This window comes from Acidimicrobiales bacterium, assembly GCA_034521975.1.
Taxonomy (GTDB): domain Bacteria; phylum Actinomycetota; class Acidimicrobiia; order Acidimicrobiales; family SKKL01; genus SKKL01.
In genome coordinates this window covers 241,894-261,395 of the sequence record JAXHLR010000004.1, presented here as the reverse complement: position 1 = coordinate 261,395, position 19,502 = coordinate 241,894, and the positions used below count along the sequence as shown (strand labels likewise).

Sequence of the window (19,502 nt, the reverse complement as noted above, 5' to 3'; positions counted from 1 at the left end):
GTCGCTTCGGTCTCGTTGTGCACCGAGATCTCGTAGTTGTGCTCGACATGCCCGCCGACTCGGAGGTTGTCGGCCACGAGCGCTGTGATCTCGTCGGTTCGCGATGGCGAGTGCTGTCGTCCGGTGTAGACCAGAGGTAGAGCTGGTCTGTCCGGCCGTTCGCGTATGCATCCATCAGCACCTCCCAGTGGAAGAGGTACGCCTGCTCGACCTGGTCGCGGAGGGGGAGGTCGGGGTCGGCGATGAGGGGTTCGAACACCCGGGCGTCGGGATCGACCGTCGTCGTGGTGGTCGTGGGAGTGGTGGTGGTCGTCGAGGTGGAGGTGCTGGTGGAGGACTCGCTGGGCCCATCGGCCCGCTGCTGAGCTTGCTCAGCAGGGGCCGACGAACATCCACCCGCCAGGGATCCCGCCGCCACCAAGACCGCAATGCCGTGCAACGCACTGACTTGTGCGGTGCGCCGCCGTCCGCCGCTTCGCATGGCGACACGGTAGGTCAACGAGCGCACGAGCACAAGGCGCGGTATCGATCATTTTCAGTACAGCGTACAGTCGAAGGATCTCAGCCGCCGCGGCGCGCGGTCAGGTGGCCGGTCGGATGTAGAGGTAGTAGATCGTGCATCCCTCGGTGGCGCGGGCATCGGTGTTGTGCTCGACCCCGGCGGGGACATGCACGTATGACCCGGGCCCCACGACCTGGCCGAGCATCTCGGCCTCGCCGGCAAGCACCCAGATGTGGTGGTGGTTCTGGCGGTGGGTGTGGGCTCCGAGCTCGTGGCCGGCCGCCACCGTGAGCACCCCGGCCATCGAGGTGCCGTCCTGCCACAGCACGCGGTGGCTGACGCCTTCGATGTCGCCCAGGGGCACGACGGGGAGCTGGTCGATCTCGGCCGGGGAGAGCACGGTCGGTTGGATGGTCAGGTCGGGTTCCACGCCTTCACCATGAGGCCACGGCGACGATCGGAGAAGGGGCGAATGTCCCGAATCGTCAGGTCTGCTCGGCGTGCTCGGTGGGTTCGGCCTCGTCGGCGGGCCCGGTGAGTGCCACGACGGCGTGGTCGACGTCGGGATGGACGCGCTCGCCGAGGCGTTGGTAGAGGCCGGCGCGCATCAACACGTCGCGGACGGGGCCCTTCGCCGAGGCCAGGTGCACAGCGACGCCCTTGCACCCCAACTCGGTGATGAGCTCGTCGAGGGCCTCCACGGCCGAGGTGTCGATGTCGTTGACCCCGGAGGCGTCGATCACCACCGCGGCGAGCCCTGGTGGGGCCTCGTCCACCAGCCTGGCGACCCGGCGCTTCATGAACTCGACGTTGAGGTGCGACAGCGAGACGTCGAAGCGGATCACCTCGATGCCGGGAACCCGCTGGGCGTCGGGGAACCGCTCGAGGTTGCGGTAGATGGTGGTGCCCGGAAGCCGGCCCAGGACAGCGGTGTGAGGGGCCATCATCCGGGCGGCGACCACTACCAGCGACGCCGCCACGGCGACGGCGATGCCGAGCTCGATGCCCAGGGCGAGGGTGGCCACGAAGGCGACGATCATGGTGATGAGGTCGCTGGTCTTGACGGCGCGGACGTGGCGCATCTCGCGGATGTCGACGAGCTTGGCCACCGCCACCAGGACGATGGCGCCGAGGGTGGCGGCTGGGAGCTGGCGGAACAGGGGGGTGAAGGCGACGATCACCACGAGGACGAGGGCGGCGGCGATGACTCCCGCGAGCTTGGTCCTGGCCCCGGCCTCGGCGTTCACCGCGGTGCGGCTGAACCCGCCGGTCACCGGGTACCCACCGGCGAGGCCCGCGCCGATGTTGGCCAAGCCGAGGCCGAACAGCTCCCGGTTCGAGTCGAGCTCGTAGCGGTTGCGCCGGGCGTAGACCTTGCCCACCGCGATCGACTCCATGAACCCGACCATGGTGATCACCAGCGCGGCCGGCAGCAGGGTGCCGACCAGACCGAGGTCGCTCGGCAGGGTGAGCGGCGGGAGCCCCTGGGGGATCTCGCCGACGACGGCGACGCCGCGATCCTGGAGGTCGAACAGCACCGACGCCACCGTGGTGACCGCCACGGCGGACAGGGCGGCCGGCACCGCCCGTACCCAGCGTTTGAGGCCCACCATCAACGCGATCGCTCCCACGCCCACAGTGAAGGTCGACAGGTGGGCCGAGGGAACCGCCTGGACCAGCTCCCACACCGTGTCGTGAAAGTGGTTGGTGCGGGGGATCGACACCCCGAGCACGTGCTTCACCTGGCTGGCCCCGATGATCAGCGCGGCCGCGGTGGTGAAGCCGACCAGCACCGGGTGCGAGAGCAGTCGCACGAGGAACCCGAGCCGACCGACCCCCAGCACCAGGTGGACCGCTCCGACCAAGAGCGCCAGCGTCGCCGCGGCGCTCACGTACCCGGCGGTGCCTTCCTGGGCGACGGTGCCCAGCGCCGACGCGGTCAGCAGCGAGACGATCGCCACCGGCCCGACCGCCAGCTGGCGGGAGGTGCCGATCAGGGCGTAGAGCATCAGCGGCACCGTCGAGGCGTAGAGCCCGACCTCGGGCGGCAACCCGGCCAGCAGGGCGTAGGCCATGGCCTGGGGCACCAGCATGGCCGCGACGGTGAGGCCGGCGACGAGGTCGGCGGTGAGGGTGCTGCGCTCGGGGAGGGTGGGGATCGCGAGTCGCACGGCTGCTCCTGACGAGGTGGTCTGGAGCGATCCTAGCGAATGTCCGTACAAATGACCAGATACGGGATGGGGTATCCGTCACATACCCCTGGGGGTAGTTGACGTTTGCTTCGAATGTCCGTACATTGACGGTCATGCCCAGCCCGAACCAGGCCCACCAGGAGCATCACCGCATGACCACCTCCAGTCCCGCCACCGCCGCCACCGTCGACGCCGACGAGCTCCGCCGGATCCGCCAGGCCGATCCCGAGGTCCGCATCATCGACGTCCGCACGCCCGGTGAGTACGAGACCGCCCACATCCAGGGCTCCTACAACGTGCCCCTCGACCAGCTTCCCGAGCACGCCGGCGAGCTCGCCTCCCTCGACCACCCGGTGGTGCTGGTGTGTCAGTCCGGTGCCCGGGCGACCAAGGCCATGGAACAGCTCGCATCGGCCGGCAAGGGCAACATGCGCCTGTTGGTCGGCGGGATCGGTGCCTGGCAGAACGCCGGGTGCGACGTGGTCCGCCAGTCCGAACGCTGGAGCCTCGAGCGCCAGGTCCGGCTCGTCGCCGGCAGCATCGTCTTGTTGTCGATCATCGCCAGCGTCTTCGTTCCCGCCGCCCGCTACGTCGCCGGCTTCGTCGGCGCCGGGCTCACCTTCGCCGCCCTCACCAACACCTGCGCCATGGGGATGGTGCTCACCAAGCTCCCCTACAACCGCGGCGCCACCTGCGACGTCGACGCCATCGTCCGCCAGCTCTCCCAGCAAGCCGCCTGACCAGACGGCACACTGGATCCCGGATCCCGAAGGAGGGACCGCACCATGATCTTCAACCAGTACTACCTCGACTGTCTGTCCCACGCGTCGTACCTGATCGGTGACCCCACCACCGGTCGGGCCGTGGTCGTCGACCCGCAGCGCGACATCTCCGAGTACGTCCGTGACGCCGAGGAGGCCGGCCTCGACATCGAGCTCGTGCTCGAGACCCACTTCCACGCCGACTTCCTGTCCGGTCACCTCGAGCTGGCCGACGCGACCGGCGCTGAGATCGGGTTCTCGTCGGTCGCCGAGACCGAGTTCGAGAGCCGCAAGCTGGCCGACGGCGAGCGGATCGAGCTGGGTGAGGTGGTGCTCGAGATTCGCCACACCCCCGGCCACACCCCCGAGTCGATCAGCATCGTCATCTTCGAACACGCCACCGACAGCATCCCCTACGGGGTGCTCACCGGCGACGCCCTCTTCGTCGGCGACGTCGGACGGCCCGACCTGCTCGCCTCGCTCGGGTTCACGCGCGACGAGCTGGGCGAGATGCTCTACGACAGCCTGCACACCAAGCTGCTCACGCTGCCCGACGACACCCGGGTGTTCCCCGCTCATGGTGCGGGCTCGGCCTGTGGCAAGAACCTGTCCACCGAGCTCTCGTCCACCATCGGCGACCAGCGCAGCACCAACTACGCGCTGATGGCCCCGGACAAGACCACGTTCCTCGAGCTGGTCACCGAGGGTCAACCGCCCGCTCCCGGGTACTTCGCCTACGACGCCGTGCTCAACCGCCAGTCCCGCGAGCTGATGGACGAGACCGAGATGCCTCCGTCCCTCGACTGGGACCAGGTGCAGGACGCGCTGGCCGCCGGGGCGGTGCTGGTCGATGGGCGCGAGCCCGAGGAGTTCGCACGCGGACACCTGCGAGGCGCCATCAACGTGGGCCTCGAGGGGCGCTACGCCGAGTTCGCCGGATCGATCCTGCCCACCGGCCGCGACATCGTGCTCTTCGTCGATCCCGGCGCCGAGCTCGAGGCGAAGAACCGCCTCGGTCGCATCGGCTTCGACACCGTCGTCGGCACCGTCGCCGAGCCCTACCGGACCCTGCTCGACCACCGCGACCAGGTGCAGGTCGCGTCGCGGCTCAACCCGGTCGGCTTCGAGGATCGTCGCGCCGAGCTGGTCGACATCCAGGTCGTCGACGTCCGCAACCCCGGCGAGGTCGCCCTCGGCACCATCCCCGGTGCGGTGGCGATCCCGGTCGGGCAGCTGCCCGACCGCCTGGTCGAGCTCGATCCCGTCGCCCCCACCGTGGTGTTCTGCGCCGGCGGCTACCGCTCGTCGGTGGCGGCCAGCCTGTTGCGCGACCGTGGCTTTGCCGATGTGAGCGACCTCATCGGCGGGTACGACGCCTGGGTCACCACGGTCCAGCCGGTGTGAGCATGGATCATCAGGCCTGGAACGACCGCTATCGCCAGCGCGAGCTGGTCTGGTCCGCCGGACCGAACCAGTTCGTGGTCGAGCACACGGCCGGGTTGACCCCCGGGCGTGCGCTCGACGTGGCCTGCGGCGAGGGACGCAACGCCGTGTGGCTGGCCGAGCAGGGTTGGGACGTGGTCGCCACCGACTTCTCCGACGTTGCCATCGACAAGGCCCGCCGGATCGCCGAGCACCGTGGCGTCACCATCGACCTGCGCGTGGCCGACGCCGTCACCGGCGACGGGTTCGACCCCGACGGCGATGGGGTCGAACCGTTCGACCTCATCGTGGTCGCCTACCTGCAGCTGCCCGATGACCAGCTGGCCGTCGCCCTCGCCCGGGCCGCGACCCTGCTCGCTCCCGGTGGCACGATCCTGGTCATCGGCCACCACCTCGACAACCTCGAGGGGGGCCACGGCGGGCCCCAGCAGCCCGAGGTGCTCCACGTCCCCGACGCCGTGGCGGCCCACCTCACCCGATCCGATCCCGGGCTCCGCACCACACTCGTCGAAACCGTCCATCGCGTCGTCGACACCGACGACGGGCCCCGCACCGCCATCGACTCACTCGTCGTCGCCGTCGGTCCCGGCACCTGACCCGCCGCTTGACCTGCTGCTTGATCCCAGGACTCAGCGGGGGTGGTCGCCGGCGGTGAGCACCGCCTGGTAGGTGCCGGTCGGCGACCAGTTGGCCACGAAGGTGTAGCGATCGCCCCGCACCAGCGTCTCGCGCCACTCGATCGCCCGGTCGCCCGCACGGCTCGACCGACAGATCCGGAACACCGCCGTCTGCTCGTCGATGCGGAGCAAGCCCTGCTCGGTCGGGGAGGGCACCTCGGTGTTGATCCACTCGGTGCCCGAGGAGGGGCGCACCCCGCAGCGGGCCGACAGCTCGTCGTAGAGCGCGGTGTCGGCGAAGTCGACCGACAGCAGGGGCCGGGCGATCGACGCCGGCAGCCACGCGGTGTCGTGCGCCAGTGGATCGTCGCCGGCGAACCGGACCCGCTCGAGCCGCACGAGTGGATCGGTCGCATCCAGGTCGAGCCGGTCGGCGATCTCGGCATCGGTCACCACCGACAGGTCGAGCACCTCGCTGCGCTGGCGCAGTCCCGACTCCTCGATCGAGCGGTAGAGGCTGTAGATCGCGCCGGTGGCCTGTTCGATGGTGGGGCTGGTGATGAAGGTGCCCCGTCCCCGTTCGCGGCTGATGATGCCCTCGGCGCTCAGGTGCCTCACCGCTTCGCGAACGGTGTGCCGCGACACCCCGTAGTGCTCGGTCAGCTCCAGATCGGTGGGAAAGGTGTCGCGGAGCTCGCCGGCATCGATCCGACGACGGAGATCGGCCAGGACCTGGGTCCACAGGGGTTCCGAGCCCGACCGGTCGATCGTCACCGCCCCGAATGTAGGGAAGGTCGTCCCGGGTGGGCAACCGACGCCGTGGACTTGCCGCGCTCGCGGGGGCGGCGCATCGTGGAGTCCGACGCCCATCGCAACGACCGGAGCGTGTCATGCCCGAACACCCTGGGGGAGTGTCCTCTCCCACCGCGTCGCCGTCGGTCGCGGTGCTGGCTCCCGCGCCGTTGCTCACCATCACCGTCGAAGCGGGCGCCCAGCAGGAGGAGGTGCATCTGCACCCCGGCGGCCAGGGGGTGTGGATCGCGCGCCTCCTCGCCAGCCTCGACACCGACGTGGTGCTCTGCGCCTCGTTCGGGGGAGAGAGCGGCGGCGTCGTGCAGGCCCTGGTCGCGGAGTGGGACTTCGACCTGCGGGCGGTCCAGGCCGCCGGGGCGAACGGTGTCTACATCCACGACCGCCGATCCGGCACCCGCCTCCCCATCGCCGAGACCGACGCATCCAGCCGCACCCGCCACGAGGTCGACGAGCTCTACGGCACCGCAGTCGTTGCCGGCATCGATGCGGGAACGGCGGTGCTCGGTGGCCCGGAGACCTCGGCGATGGCCCGTGGCGATGTGCCCGAGCTGATCCCCACCGAGGTCTACACGCGCCTGGCCCGTGACCTGCGGGCCAACTCGGTGACGGTGGTCGCCGACCTGTCGGGCCCGACGCTTGCCGCCGCGGTCCGTGGCGGGCTCGACCTGGTGAAGGTCAGCGACGAGGACCTCCTCGCCTGCGGAGACGTCGAGGAGACCTCGGTGGACGAGCTGGTCGCCGTCGCCCGTCGGCTCGCCTCCGAAGGTGCGGAGGCGGTGGTGGTGACCAGGGCCGAACGCCCCGCGCTGGTGCTGCTCGACGGCACCCCGCACGAGATCCACACGCCACATCTCGACCCGGTCGATCCTCGCGGAGCAGGCGACTCGTTCACCGCGGGCATGGTCTCGGCCCTGGCCCGTGGCAGCTCGCTCGCCGACGCGGTCCGGCTCGGGTCCGCCGCAGGGACGCTCAACGTCGCCCGGCGGGGGATGGGCAGCGGCAGCCGCCGCGAGATCGAGCTGCTGGCCCGCCACGTCACCATCACGGAGCTGGATCGATGACCCGGGCACTCATCACCAACGACGACGGCATCGACAGCGCCGGGCTCCATGCGCTGGCCCGCCTGGCGCTCGACCTCGGACTGGACGTGGTGGTGGCGGCGCCGAGCCGGGAGAGCAGCGGGGCCAGCGCGTCGCTCGGCGCGGTGGAGGACCACGGCCACATCGTGACCGAGTCCCGAACGATCGAGGGGCTCGAACCGGCCCGGGTGCTGGCGGTGCAGGCCGCGCCGGCGCTCATCGTCCGCGCCGCGGTGCACGGTGCCTTCGGTCCCGAACCCGACCTGGTCCTGTCTGGGATCAACCAGGGCGCCAACACCGGACACGCCGTGCTGCACTCGGGAACGGTGGGTGCTGCCTTCACCGCCCGTGCCTTCGGTCGTCCGGCGCTGGCGGTGTCGCTCGACACCGGTGGCGACCTGTGGCACTGGGAGACCGCCACCGGGATGGCCGAGCCACTGGTGCGATGGTTGATGCGACACGACACGCCGGTGGTGCTCAACCTCAACGTGCCCAACGTGGGCGCCGACGCCGTGCGTGGACTGCGCCGGGCGCCGCTGGCCACCTTCGGCGCGGTGCAGACCAAGGTCAGCGAGCGTGGCCACGGGTACGTGCGCCTCGAGTACCGCGAGGTCGACGTCACCGCCGAGCCCGACAGCGACGCGGCCATGCTGGCCCACCGGTGGGCCAGCGTCACCCCCTTGTTGGCGATCTCCGAGGCCGGCGACGTGGACCTCGGCGACCTCACTCTGCGGTGAGTGATGCCGTCGGGAGGACCCGACGTTCGGTGAAGCGGATCACGATCTCGGGGTCGTCGACGAAGCCGTCGAGCCCGGCAGTGGCCTCGAGGACGGCCAGCACCAGTGCCTCCGGGTCTTCGGGCGGGTCCTCGCCTGCGAGGTCGAGCACCACCTCGTAGGTCGAGCCGTCGTCGGCTTCGCCGAAGCGCACCGCCTCGACCTCCACCTCGTCGCCGGACACCTGACGGGCCGCCGCCGCGATCGCCGAGCGGCGATCGACCAGCTCACGCTCGCCGCTGTCCTCGTCGCCCCCCGCCGTGGAGCCCACCGACCAGCGAACCGTGGTCCTCGCCTCGTCGGAGAGGATGCTCTGGATCCGGCGGGAGAGGCCGGCGACCTCGACCGGCTCGCTGGGCCCGGACACCTCGACCCTGACCCGTGTCTCGCTCACGCTGAGATCGGTCAGCTCCATCTGGGGTTGATCATCGAGCCACCCGATGACGGCCTCGGTGACAGCACGGTTGTTCTCGGCGATCTCGGCGGCCTCCACGGTGCGGATGGTGAGCGGCACACCGACCACCACCAGCGCGGCAAGGGTCGCGGTGGCCCCACCCCAGACCGCAACGCGTCCCCGCTCGAGCAGCCGGGCGGGCACGAATCCGAACCACAACAGCACGAGGATGCCGGCCAGGACGATCGCCACCAGGTTGGTGGCGAAGAGCAGGAACGCGCCGCTCGCCAGGTCGATCTCACCCATCTCCAGGCACATGCCGATCGCCGCCAGCGGCGGCACGAGAGCGACCGCGACCGCGACGCCTGGCAGCGATGCCGACACGTCCTCTCGGGCGGTGCCGAGCGCGCCTGCCGCCCCTGCCGCGAGCGCGATGAACAGGTCCCGAAGGTCGGGACTGGTGCGGGCCAGGATCTCCTCGGTGACGGTGGGTGCGGCGACCAGCGAGTGCATGGCGAACGCCAGGACCACCGATCCGGCCGATGCAGCCGCCACCCCGATCAGGGGCACGATCGCCCGTTGCGGCCACCCCAGCGCCAGCGACGTCGCCACCGCCATGATCGGGATCATCAGCGGTGCCACCAGCATCGCGCCGATGACCACCGCTGCCGAGTTGGCCGACATGCCCATGGTGGCGATGACCATCGCCAGGGCCTGCAACGCCCAGAAGCGCCCCGTCTTGGTGCCACCGCCGGTGGTGAACATGGTGTCGATGACCCGCCGCCGCTCCTCAGGGGTGGTTCCCTGGTGTCGGGTCCGCCACCACTCGACGATCCTGCCCAGGGCGGTGCTCGGCTCGTCGTCCTCGCGCCCTTCGAGCCCGGTGTCGGGTGGGGGTCCGTCGCCGGAGCCCGCGGCGTGGGTCCCGTTCTCGTCCTCGTCCTCGTCCTCGCCGTCGCCAACGGTCTTGTCAGGCGCGTCGGGCCCCGGGGCGGCACTGGCCATCTGAGTGAACCTACATCGCGGTCGGCCTGGCAGCGCGGAGCCGGCGAGCCGACGACCCTGGCTACGGTGTGGGCAACGACTCGACGTGCAGGAGCGAACCACATGCCCACCCGTGGCCCGATCCGGTTGGTGGCCATCGCCCTGGTCGTCGTGTCGGTCGCCGCAGGATGCGGCGGCTCCGATCCTGACGCGGCCGAGCCTGACGGTGATGGACCGACCGACGACGCGACCGACGACGCGGCGGCAGACGGTCCGGGATCGGATGCGCTCGACATTTCCACCGCGCTCGAGGTCCCGGACGGCACCGTGGTCAGCGTCGAGGCCTACGTCGTCGGCGAGCACTCCGACGGCGATGCCTACCGGCTCTGTTCGGAGCTGGCCGAGTCGCATCCGCCCCAGTGCGCGGGTGAGGTGATGTTCATCGTCGACGGAGCCGCCATGCTCGACCAGCTTCGGGCTGCCGGCGACGAGCTCTCCCGCGAGGGCTCGGTCTCCTGGTCCGACGACCCGGTGGTGCTCACGGGGCATCGCCGCGGTCCCGACGGGTTGCAGCCCACCTTGTCCGAACCCGCCCCGCCGCCATCCACCACAGATGCGGATCCCACCACCGTCACCGAGGAAGCGATCGAGGTCGTGCCGGCGGATGGCTTCGAGGTGCCTCGCGCACCGATCGATCCCGAGGCGGTCCGGCAGCACCCGGTGGTGCCGCACCGGGCGGTCCTGGTGGGGGAGGCCACCGTCGAGCTGCACCTGTGGGGCGGGGTCGAGCCCTGCTGGGTGCTGCACTCGGTCACTGTCATCGAGGACGACACCACCGTGGTGGTCGAGGTGCTCGCGGGAACGCCACCCGACGCCCTCGACGAAATCTGTGTCGCCATGGCCGTCGAGGTCGCCCACACCATCGAGCTCGACGCACCGCTCGCTGACCGGACGCTGCTCGCCCGCACCTGAGCCCTCCGCTGCTGTCGGATGGCACGATTGACCCGTGCCCGACACCGTCTCCCAGCTCGATTGGTTGTCCCTCGTCATGGGACTGGCCGGGGGGCTTGCCCTGTTCCTCATCGGCATGGGGCGGGTCACGGCGTCGCTCAAGACGATCGCGGGAGACCGCCTCCGGGGTGCCCTCGCTCGCCTGTCCTCGAACCGGATCGCCGGCGCCGCAACCGGAGCGGGGGTGACCGCGGTGATCCAGTCGTCGTCGGTCACCAGCGTCCTGGTCGTCGGCTTCGTCTCGGCCAACCTGCTGTCGCTCACCCAGGCGTCGTCGGTCATCGTCGGCTCGCACCTCGGCACCACCGTCACCGCCCAGGTCATCGCGTTCGACGTCACCCGCTACGCGCTCGGGATGCTCGGCATCGGAGCCCTCGTCGGCGCGGTGGCCGATCGCGAGCAGTGGCGTCAGCTCGGAGCGATGGTCGCCGGCCTCGGGTTCGTGTTCTTCGGCCTGGGGGTCATGTCCGAGGCCATGGAGCCCCTCGGCTCCTATCAGCCGTTCCTCGACCTGTTGGCCGACGACCAGACGCCGCTCATGGCGTTGTTGGCGGGAGCGGGCTTCACCGCGCTCGTGCAGTCGTCGAGCGCCACCACCGGCATCGTCGTGGTGATGGCCGCCCAGGGTCTGGTCGGGCTCGAGACCGGCATCGCCATCGTGCTCGGTGCCGCCATCGGAACCTGTGTCACCGCGCTGCTCGCCGCGATCGGCCGTCCGCCCGACGCGGTGAGAGCGGCGGTGGTGCACGTGGTCGTCAACACCGTCGGGGCGCTCGTCGCGGTGGTGCTCATCGCCGAGATCGCTTCGGTGGTGACCTGGTTGAGCCCGTCGCCCGCGGTGTCGGGGGGTGAGGGGCCGGGGGCCACGCCCCGCCAGATCGCCCACGCGGCCACCGTCTTCCACGCCGTCAACACCGTGGTGTTCCTGGTGCTGCTCGGTCCGGTCGTCCGCTTCGCCCGCCGGGTGGTCCCCGAGACGGTCGGGCCCGCCGCGCCGGAGGTGCACGAACCGCTCGCGCTCGACTGGGGAGCGGTCGGCACGCCGGTGCTGGCACTGGAGAGCGCCCGACGGGCGACGCTGCAGGTGGGCATGTGGGTCCGTGACATGGTCGAACGTGCGCTGCCCGTCGCCACCGGCGGCACCAAGAACCAGCTCGATGATCTCGAAGCCATGGACGACTGGGTCGACGATTCCCACGCCGCGCTGGTCGACTACCTGCGCGAGGTCAGCCGCGGACCGCTCGACGACGACCAGCGGGGAGAGCTGCTCGGCCTGCTGGAGATGGCCAACGAGCTGGAGCAGCTGGCCGACCTGGTCGAGACCAACCTGGTGGCGACCGGTCGGGCCCGGCTGGGCGGCCGGGTGTCGGTCAGCGAGCAGACCATGGCGATCCTGGGTGAGCTGCACGGAGTCGTGATCGGCGCCATCGACGACTCGCTGGCCGCCCTCGGCGAGCGCGATGCGGCAGCCGCCGATCGGGTGGTCGACTCCAAGGCCCGGTTCAAGGATCTCGAGGAGGTCATGATCAGCCACCTGGCCGAGCGCCTGGCTGCACCCGAACCCCAGCGGGTCGCGGCCTACAGCGTCGAGGTCGAGCTCGTCGAGGGGCTTCGCCGGGCCCATGGCGGGTGTCGTCGCATCGCCCGTGCCGCTCGGCGTTCGATCATCACCGAGGACGAGCCGGTTCCCGGCCGGGACCCCGGGTAGCCGAATCCCGACCAGCTTGGTAAGGTATTGGTCGTGGCTCGGTTCTTCACTTTCCCCAACCCCGTCAACGAGGTCGCGGCTCGCGCCGTCGCCGCCGGGGTGGTCGTCCTGTCGGTGCTCTACCTCGTCACGGGCCACCCCGCCGTGCTGGTGGTGTTGGCCTACGGCTTCGTCGCTCGCGTCGCCAGCGGACCCCGGTTCAGCCCCTTGGGACTGCTCGCGACCCGGGTGATCGCTCCCCGCCTGCCGCATCGAACCAAGCTGGTGCCCGGGCCACCCAAGCGCTTCGCTCAGTCGATCGGTGCGGTGTTCAGCGTGGGCGCGCTGGTCGCGCACCTCGCCGGTGCCACCGGTGCGGCCACGGTGCTCATCGCCGGCCTCGTCGCCGCCGCCGGACTCGAAGCGGTGTTCGCCCTGTGCCTGGGTTGTCGCATCTTCGCGCTGCTGATGCGCCTCGGCGTCGTCCCCGAGGCAGTCTGTGCCGACTGCGCCGACATCAGCAATCGCATCGCCACGCCGGTGGATTCCGCGGCCTGACCCTGACCCGGGAGCGTGGTCGGTCCCGCTTCAGGAACGGCCCTTCTCGTGGTGGCGGATCACCTCGGAGATGATGAACCGGATCACGGCCTCGCCGAACTCGGGATCGAGGTCGGCGTCCTGGGCCAGGGCTCGGAGCCGTTCGATCTGTTGGGTCTCGCGCTCGGGATCGGCGGGCGACAGGTCGTGGCGACGCTTGTACTCGCCCACCCGGCGGGTGATCTTGAACCGCTCGGCCAGCAAGTGGATGATCGCCGCGTCGATGTTGTCGATGCTGGCGCGGAACGATTCGAGAGACTCGTCGGGGTCGGCGGTGAGACCATCGGGACGCCGGTTCAGCTCAGGGCCCATCGTCTCACGATAGGGCACCAGCGCGGTGGCGAGGATCACGGTTCGAGGACGTAGCGCCCCCGTCCCGCCCGCTTGGCGGCGTACATCGCCTGGTCGGCTTCGCGGACCAGCTGCTCGGCGTTGGTGATGTCGTGGTGCGACAGCGCCACTCCGATGCTGGCATCGAGGGCGACCACGCCCTGGTCGAGCGCCACCGGGTGACGGATCGTCGCCAGGAGCCGTTGGACCGTGGCCTCGGCGGTCTCGAGATCGCAGTCGGTGAGCAGCAGTGCGAACTCGTCACCACCCAGGCGACACACGATGTCCTCGGCGCGCACCGCCTCCTCGAACCGGGTGGCGATGATCTGCAGCAGGTGGTCGCCGGCCTGGTGGCCGAACTCGTCGTTCACCGGCTTGAAGTGGTCGAGGTCGACGAAGACCACCGCGTCGGTGCCGGTCTGGGTCTCCCGCCGACCCGAGAGCTCGTCCAGGTGGACCCCGAACTGGGCCCGGTTCACCAGACCGGTCAGGGGGTCACGGCTGGCGAGGCGCGACAGCAGGACCTCCAGCTTGGTGCGGTCACCCACCTCGTGACAGGTCAGGAGGTAGCCGCCGATGCCGGGATGGCGGCACAGATCGGCGATGTCGATGTCGAAGTGACGCTCGGTGCCGTCGGACGCGGGGACCATGACCCGGTCGACCGCGAACGACTGGCCGGGCGAGGCGTCGGCCACCTGGGCGGCCACCGCCTCGCTGGCCTCGGCACCCAGCAGGTCGTCGAGGGGCCGATCGACGAGGGAGTGACGGTCGACGCCGAGGTGACGCGACGCGGCTGCGCTCACGAAGCGGACCTTCAGCTCCGGGCTGGTGACGACCAGCACGTCGTGGGCCTCCTGCAACAAGGTGTCGATCAGCTCGTCGCTGCGCCGAAGCTGTCGCTCCCGGCGATGGTTCACGAACGTGAGCCCCGCGAAGGCGATGAGCAGCACCACCACCAACGCCACGTCGCGGGGCCGCTGCCCGGCGTGCAGGTCGCCGAACAGTGAGGCGTGGGACTGGGTCCAGACCGCGAAGGTGGGGCTGTGAGAGTCGGGGATCTCGACGGCGATGTGGACCTGGTCGCCGTCGTCGCCTCCGTCGCGGTCGACGAAGGGAACATCCCGGTCCACGGTGGTCAGGTCTGCGGGATCGATCAGCTGCTCGCCGACCAGGCTCTCGTCCCACGAGCTGGCCGCCACGCCGTTGACGTCCACGATCGACAGGCCGCCGGGCCCCGGGGACAGGGCGCCGAGGGTGGCGAGCGGTTCCGACCACGACGTCTGGGTCGGGTCGGCCCCCATGACCAGCACCAGCTCGATCGGGTCGTCGGTCGTGATCGGTATGACGTAGTAGATGCGGGGGTTGGTGCCGTCGTGGGTGAGCGGGCTGGCGTAGGGCGTTCCGTCGAAGGCCTCTTGCCACAGCTCGTCGTCGGGCTCGATGGCGAGGTGGGTGCCAGAGGGGTGCGAGGCGACCACGGTGCCGTCGCGGGTGGCGACCGCTGCGAGCGCCCCGTCGCCCAGCGCGCCGGTGTCGGCGTAGCGGCTCAACACGTAGTCGACGATCGCCGGTGACTCCTCGAAGGGCCAGGGCGTGGACGCCACCAGCGGGATGAGCGCTTCCAGATCGACCAGGGCGGCGACGTTCTCGGCGATGGCCGAGCTCACCGCCGTGCGGTCCGAGATCCGGTCCTGTTCGAGCTCGTCGATGCGGGCCTCGCTGCGGGAGACGCCGGCGGCCACCACCGCCACCGCCACCACGAGGGTGAGTCCCCAGGTGACCGCACCGTGGCGGCGACGACGTCGATGCGGCTGCACCGGACCCGCGGCGGCTGTCCGTGAGTGCTCGACGACGGTCTCGACCTCGGCGTCGTTGGTGGTGTGATCGGCGTCGTTGGTGGCGTGATCGGCGTCGGCGTCGGCGTGATCGGCGTCGGCGTCGGCGTCGTCGTCGGTGCTCGACGACCGATGGGACCTCCCCGGTGGCTCCGGCGAAGCCTCGACGCTCTCCACCTGGCTACCGCCTCGCAGCTTGGCCTGGTACATCGCGCTGTCGGCGTCGCGGAGCAGACGCTCGGGGTGATGTATCGGCGCGTGAGCCGTCACCACGCCGATGCTCGCCCCGAGCCGGACCGTGTCCTCGATCGGCGGCCAGGCATCCTCCACCCGGTCGACCAGGCGCTCCGCCAGCTGCACCGCCTGAGCCACGTCGGTGTTCGGGGTGATCACGCCGAACTCGTCGCCACCGAGACGGCACACCACATCGCTCGCCCGCACCCCCTGGCGGAGGGCGTCGGCGATGACTCGCAGCGCGGCGTCGCCGGCGTCGTGGCCCAGGTTGTCGTTGAGCTGCTTGAACCGGTCCAGGTCGATCATCATGACCGCCAGTGGTCCGTCACCGGAGGCGAGGTCGGCCAGCGCAGCGTCGAAGGTGGCGCGGTTGCCGAGGCCGGTCAGCGCGTCGTGGCGCGCCCGGAAGCTGAGCTCCTCCTCGAGCTGGCGACGATCCCCGATCTCGTGGCAGGTGACCAGCACCCCGTCGATGTCGGGATGGGGCCGGTCGGCGAGGTGGAGGTCGAACCAGAGGGGACGACCGTTGGCATGGGCAACCTCGACCCCCAGGACCGAGCAGTGTCCGGTCGCCACCGCCTCCGCGATCCCGGCGCTGACCGCATCCGCGGCATGAGGGGTCAACAGATCCGGAAGTCGGGCGCCGACCAGGTCGTCGGGGTCGTAGCCGAGCATGGTGGTGAGCGCTGGGCTCACGAACCGCAGGGTCCCGTCGCCGTCGACCACCAGCACCACGTCACGGGCGTGGCTGAGCAGCTCGGTGGTCCGGGCTTCGGAGCGTCGCAGTGCCCGCTGGCGGGCCGAACTGAACGCGACGAGCAACAGGATCGCGAGCAGCGCCGCACCGATGACCAGCCGGTCGTGGCGCTGCTGGGCTTCGACGAGATCCGCGTACAGCGCGTCCTCGGACTGCTCGTAGATGAGGGTGGTGGCATGTCCGGGGGTCGAGGTGGCGATCCGCACGACGGTCTCGCCGTCGACCTCGGTGACGGTGGTCAGCGGTTCAGGGGTGATCCCCGTAGGGGGGATGTCGCCGAACGGCTCGCCGATCGAGCTCCCGTCCCAGGAGGCCACGACCACACCGTTGCGGTCGATCGCGGTGAGGCCGCCGGCGCCGGTTCCGAGTGGGCCCAGCGCGTCGTAGAGGTGGTGCAACCATCCGGTGGTGAGCGGTTCGATCATCACCAGCGCGCCCCAGGGTTGGTCCAAGCCGACGGGGTTCAGGACCGCCCACACCGGTTCGCCGTCGAGGGTGAACACGTTGGTCACGGCGGTGCCGCCGGTGAGCGCGCGGTCGATGGCCTCGTCGATCGCTCCCGTGGGCAGGTCCAGGTCGCTGGGACGGGATCCCACCACCGTTCCGTCGCGGTCGACGACCGCGGCTGCGACCAGCTCCTGGCCGGCCGGACTGGCCCGGACCGCTCTCAGCAGCATCTCGTTCTGGTCGATGTCGGTGGGCGAGAACGGGGCGACCGCCTCGTACCGACCCCCGACCTCGTTGCGGTAGGTCTGGGACCCGGTCTGGTCGAAGCGGGCGACCATCTCGGTCCGGTCCCGGAGCCGGGCCTCCTTGGCGGCCGCCAGGTTGGACCGCCCCGTCGCGAGGGCGCCGGCGACCACCACCGCGAGGATGGCGGCGCCGGCGAGGAGTGGTACCAGGAGACCGAACCGGGTCCGCGCGCCGGCAGCGGACCCCTTCGATCGGCGGCGGTGGGCGATGGCAGACATGCAGGTAGTGCATCGGCGTCGCCGCAATCGCCATGACCCCGGTGCACAGAATGGTGCGAACGGCCCCCGTGGAGCCGAAGGTCACGACCAGTCGTGATCGACGGAGTGTGGTGAGAGGTACTGGCTGAGCCTGCGCACGAACAGGGCGCCGAGCACCCCCGACACCGCGAAGCACCCGGTTGCCAGGGCGGCAAGGGTGTAGCCGGCACGGATGTCCGAGGCGCTGCGCAGGAGCGTGTCGGGGTCCTCGAAGGCGAACGAGGCGGCCAGCAGGACCGAAGCGGCCACGAAGGTGAGCCACCAGATCCAACCGAGCACCGAGGTCGACTGGCGACGCCACGCGGCCACGACCTGTGCACCCGAGCGGGGAGCGGTGGCGACGCGTTCGATCTCGTTGAGCACCAGCTTGGGGATGACCAGGCTGGCGAAGGGGATGAACCAGCCACCGATGGCCCACCCCGGTCCCCACGTGCGGCCACCGGGGCCCAGCCGGTCGGCGGTCTGGCTGGCCTTGTAGGTCCAGATGATCATGAGGATGCCGGTGGCGAGCATCACGAGGTAGAGCAGTCCCAGGCCCGCCACCTGGCCGTCATGGGCGTCGGACCAGGCGCTGAACCGGCTCTGGCCGTCCTGGTAGTCGTTGAAGGTCGAGAGGGCGCGCAGGGTGAAGACCAGGGCCAACACCGCCAATGCCGCCGAGGCATAGAGCAGGCCCTGGAGCCAGCCCGCCAGCATGGGGTTGACCGAGGCTGGTGCCCCGTAGCCCGGCATCGACGCGCCCGGACGCAGCGACGGTGGGTACCACTTGCCGTCCGACGCCAACCACCAGTCGGGCGAGGGCGGCGAATCGGCGGGACCCTGCTCGACCATCGGAGTGGGGCCGGCACCGGGCCGCGACGTCGGTGGGTACCACTTGCCGTCCGAGGCCAGCCACCAGTCGGGGCCCATGGGATTGTCACTCAACGCTGGGGCTCCTTCCCGCCATCGACCCCGCCGCTCGCTGGGCGCGACGGTGCATCGACGACCGGCAACCTAGCAGTCGGCCACCCGGTGTCAGCGGTCCACACTGCTGTTGTAGGCCTCGATGGCGGCCTCGGCCTGTTCGGCGACCTCGGCGGTGACGACCTCGGGAGCGATGTCCTGCAACAGCATGCGTTCCAGGCCCTGGACGATGGCGTCGCGCATGCCCGCGTAGTCGCCGACGACCGGGCCGCCGAAGTCGGCTTCGGAGGCGAGGAGCTGGTCGTAGGCAACCCGGAAGAACGGTTGGTCGGCCCACAGCTCGGCGACCTCGGGGAGGTCGATGGCCGCCTGACGGATGGGCATGTAGCCGGTGCCGGTGTGCCACGTGGCCTGCTGCTCGGGCTCGTTGAGGAAGCGGACGTAGTCCCACGCCGCCGCCCGCTCGGCGTCGGTCTGCTCGCGCTCGACCAGCCAGATGGCGGCACCACCGACCAGGATGCCGCCTCCGGTCGGGCCGGGGAGGGGGGCGACGCCGACGCCGACGTCGGGGAACTGACCGGACTCGAGCACCGAGAGGATCGAGCCGAGGGCGGCCGAGGTGCCGAAGGTCATGGCCACGTCCTCGTTGGCGATGGCGAGGAGCGCGTCGACCGCCGAGGTGTTGCGGCCGATGTTGGTGGCCAACCCGTCCTCGACCATGTCGTCGACGAAGGCGAAGATCATCTGGCCGGTCTCGCTGTCGAGGTTGGTGGTGGCGGCGCGACCGGTGCGACCGTTGTCGTTGTCGACCAGTGGCTCGCCGGCCATGGCGAACCACTGCTCCAGGTACCAGGGCGAGAGCTCCAGCGCGAACCCGTAGGGGGCGGCGCCCGAGCTCACGACCTGTTCGGACACGGTGCGGAGCTCTTCGAGGGTGGTGGGCACGTCGTCGTCGGTCAGTCCGACCGTGTCGAACATCGTGGTGTTGTAGTAGAGCACCGGCCCCGAGGTGTTGAACGGCATCGGCCAGAGCTGGCCCTCGACGGTGTACTGGTCGATCACCACCGGGAGGTGGTCGGAGGTGTCGTAGCCGTCGGCTTCGATGCAGGCCTGCACCGGCAGCATCGTCTGGCTGTCGATCGCCATCTGCAGGCGGGTCTCTTCCATCTGCACCAGCGACGGGAGCTCGCCACCACGGGCGGCGGCGAAGTACTGCTGGGCGGTCTCGTCGTAGCTGCCCTGGTAGACGAGGTTGACCTGCACCCGATCCTGCGACGCGTTGTACTCGTCGGTGAGCGCTTCGAGTGTGGTCTCGTTCTCGGCGGTCATGCCGTGCCAGAAGTCGATGGTGACGGGGCCGGAGGCGTCCTCGAGCGCATCGACGGGGCACCGCTCGGGGTCGACGGTCGCCTCGGTGGTCGTGGAGCCGTCGCCGTCGGCGGGCGGGGCTGCGTCGCCGTCGCCGTCGTCGTTGCCGCACGCCACCAGCGTGAGCGCGAGCGCCGAGACGATGGCGAGCGTTCGCCGGGCGTTGCTGGGTCGAAGCACGTGGGACTCCTTGGTGACCAGGGTGTTGG

At 70.5% G+C, this 19,502-nt stretch carries 17 protein-coding genes; 9 read left to right on the top strand and 8 right to left on the bottom strand.

The window, feature by feature from the left end:
• The first annotated feature begins 242 nt into the window (after positions 1-242).
• A complete protein-coding gene (locus U5K29_05590) occupies positions 243-365 on the top strand; it encodes a hypothetical protein (GenBank protein ID MDZ7678002.1) in 123 nt (40 codons plus the stop codon).
• A gap of 216 nt (positions 366-581) precedes the next feature.
• On the opposite strand, the gene U5K29_05585 is transcribed toward U5K29_05590, so the two are convergent.
• Together U5K29_05585 and sulP are read right to left on the bottom strand one after the other, a co-directional pair.
• Positions 582-932, bottom strand: coding sequence for a cupin domain-containing protein (locus U5K29_05585; GenBank protein MDZ7678001.1), 351 nt, complete (start codon positions 930-932; stop codon positions 582-584).
• A 55-nt stretch (positions 933-987) separates the two neighbouring features.
• Positions 988-2,673, bottom strand: coding sequence for a sulfate permease (gene sulP, locus U5K29_05580; protein ID MDZ7678000.1), 1,686 nt, complete (start codon positions 2,671-2,673; stop codon positions 988-990).
• A 134-nt stretch (positions 2,674-2,807) separates the two neighbouring features.
• On the opposite strand from sulP, the gene U5K29_05575 reads away from it, so the two are divergent.
• Genes U5K29_05575 through U5K29_05565 form a run of 3 tightly spaced genes read left to right on the top strand, consistent with a single transcriptional unit; the run spans position 2,808 to position 5,494 of the window.
• The gene (locus U5K29_05575) at positions 2,808-3,434 is read left to right on the top strand and encodes a rhodanese-like domain-containing protein (protein ID MDZ7677999.1); all 627 of its coding nucleotides are present in this window, start codon (positions 2,808-2,810) and stop codon (positions 3,432-3,434) included.
• 45 nt (positions 3,435-3,479) lie between these two features.
• Positions 3,480-4,859, top strand: a complete 1,380-nt coding sequence (locus tag U5K29_05570) for an MBL fold metallo-hydrolase (GenBank protein ID MDZ7677998.1) — start codon at positions 3,480-3,482, stop codon at positions 4,857-4,859.
• A 2-nt stretch (positions 4,860-4,861) separates the two neighbouring features.
• Positions 4,862-5,494 (top strand): class I SAM-dependent methyltransferase, encoded by a 633-nt coding sequence (locus U5K29_05565; GenBank protein ID MDZ7677997.1) that lies wholly within the window; start codon positions 4,862-4,864, stop codon positions 5,492-5,494.
• A 33-nt stretch (positions 5,495-5,527) separates the two neighbouring features.
• Here U5K29_05565 and U5K29_05560 read toward each other — a convergent pair whose 3' ends face one another.
• Complete coding sequence (locus U5K29_05560; GenBank protein ID MDZ7677996.1) at positions 5,528-6,289, bottom strand: GntR family transcriptional regulator; 762 nt, start codon at positions 6,287-6,289, stop codon at positions 5,528-5,530.
• Positions 6,290-6,426: 137 nt separating this feature from the next.
• Here U5K29_05560 and U5K29_05555 point away from each other — a divergent pair, with 137 nt between their 5' ends.
• Together U5K29_05555 and U5K29_05550 are read left to right on the top strand one after the other, a co-directional pair.
• Positions 6,427-7,389: a PfkB family carbohydrate kinase gene (locus U5K29_05555; GenBank protein ID MDZ7677995.1), complete on the top strand. Its 963-nt coding sequence runs from the start codon at positions 6,427-6,429 to the stop codon at positions 7,387-7,389.
• On the top strand, positions 7,386-8,144 hold the full coding sequence (locus tag U5K29_05550; protein ID MDZ7677994.1) for a 5'/3'-nucleotidase SurE: 759 nt from the start codon (positions 7,386-7,388) through the stop codon (positions 8,142-8,144). The genes U5K29_05555 and U5K29_05550 overlap by 4 nt, the downstream gene beginning before the upstream one ends.
• Here the strand turns inward: U5K29_05550 and U5K29_05545 are convergent.
• Complete coding sequence (locus U5K29_05545) at positions 8,131-9,582, bottom strand: DUF389 domain-containing protein (protein MDZ7677993.1); 1,452 nt, start codon at positions 9,580-9,582, stop codon at positions 8,131-8,133. The genes U5K29_05550 and U5K29_05545 overlap by 14 nt on opposite strands.
• Before the next feature lie 102 nt (positions 9,583-9,684).
• Here U5K29_05545 and U5K29_05540 point away from each other — a divergent pair, with 102 nt between their 5' ends.
• Genes U5K29_05540 through U5K29_05530 form a run of 3 tightly spaced genes read left to right on the top strand, consistent with a single transcriptional unit; the run spans position 9,685 to position 12,817 of the window.
• Positions 9,685-10,533, top strand: a complete 849-nt coding sequence (locus U5K29_05540; GenBank protein ID MDZ7677992.1) for a hypothetical protein — start codon at positions 9,685-9,687, stop codon at positions 10,531-10,533.
• Positions 10,534-10,567: 34 nt separating this feature from the next.
• Positions 10,568-12,280: a Na/Pi cotransporter family protein gene (locus U5K29_05535; GenBank protein ID MDZ7677991.1), complete on the top strand. Its 1,713-nt coding sequence runs from the start codon at positions 10,568-10,570 to the stop codon at positions 12,278-12,280.
• Between the two features lie 33 nt (positions 12,281-12,313).
• Positions 12,314-12,817, top strand: coding sequence for a DUF4395 domain-containing protein (locus tag U5K29_05530; GenBank protein ID MDZ7677990.1), 504 nt, complete (start codon positions 12,314-12,316; stop codon positions 12,815-12,817).
• 30 nt (positions 12,818-12,847) lie between these two features.
• On the opposite strand, the gene U5K29_05525 is transcribed toward U5K29_05530, so the two are convergent.
• The 4 genes from U5K29_05525 to U5K29_05510 form a co-directional block, all read right to left on the bottom strand.
• Positions 12,848-13,168 (bottom strand): chorismate mutase, encoded by a 321-nt coding sequence (locus U5K29_05525; protein ID MDZ7677989.1) that lies wholly within the window; start codon positions 13,166-13,168, stop codon positions 12,848-12,850.
• A 35-nt stretch (positions 13,169-13,203) separates the two neighbouring features.
• Positions 13,204-16,983 carry a diguanylate cyclase gene (locus U5K29_05520; protein ID MDZ7677988.1) on the bottom strand — a complete coding sequence of 1,260 codons (3,780 nt, stop codon included), beginning with the start codon at positions 16,981-16,983 and terminating at the stop codon, positions 13,204-13,206.
• An 81-nt stretch (positions 16,984-17,064) separates the two neighbouring features.
• Positions 17,065-17,946, bottom strand: coding sequence for a DUF4328 domain-containing protein (locus U5K29_05515; GenBank protein MDZ7677987.1), 882 nt, complete (start codon positions 17,944-17,946; stop codon positions 17,065-17,067).
• A 90-nt stretch (positions 17,947-18,036) separates the two neighbouring features.
• Positions 18,037-19,473 carry an ABC transporter substrate-binding protein gene (locus U5K29_05510; GenBank protein ID MDZ7677986.1) on the bottom strand — a complete coding sequence of 479 codons (1,437 nt, stop codon included), beginning with the start codon at positions 19,471-19,473 and terminating at the stop codon, positions 18,037-18,039.
• Positions 19,474-19,502: the final 29 nt, after the last annotated feature.

Bases quoted from the DNA above. Each gene is read 5' to 3' on its own strand.
- U5K29_05575 (MDZ7677999.1), top strand. From the start codon at position 2,808: ATGCCCAGCCCGAACCAGGCCCACCAGGAGCATCACCGCATGACCACC.
- U5K29_05590 (MDZ7678002.1), top strand. From the start codon at position 243: ATGAGGGGTTCGAACACCCGGGCGTCGGGATCGACCGTCGTCGTGGTG.
- U5K29_05570 (MDZ7677998.1), top strand. From the start codon at position 3,480: ATGATCTTCAACCAGTACTACCTCGACTGTCTGTCCCACGCGTCGTAC.
- U5K29_05520 (MDZ7677988.1), bottom strand. From the start codon at position 16,983: ATGTCTGCCATCGCCCACCGCCGCCGATCGAAGGGGTCCGCTGCCGGC.
- U5K29_05550 (MDZ7677994.1), top strand. From the start codon at position 7,386: ATGACCCGGGCACTCATCACCAACGACGACGGCATCGACAGCGCCGGG.
- U5K29_05525 (MDZ7677989.1), bottom strand. From the start codon at position 13,168: ATGGGCCCTGAGCTGAACCGGCGTCCCGATGGTCTCACCGCCGACCCC.
- U5K29_05565 (MDZ7677997.1), top strand. From the start codon at position 4,862: ATGGATCATCAGGCCTGGAACGACCGCTATCGCCAGCGCGAGCTGGTC.
- U5K29_05545 (MDZ7677993.1), bottom strand. From the start codon at position 9,582: ATGGCCAGTGCCGCCCCGGGGCCCGACGCGCCTGACAAGACCGTTGGC.
- U5K29_05540 (MDZ7677992.1), top strand. From the start codon at position 9,685: ATGCCCACCCGTGGCCCGATCCGGTTGGTGGCCATCGCCCTGGTCGTC.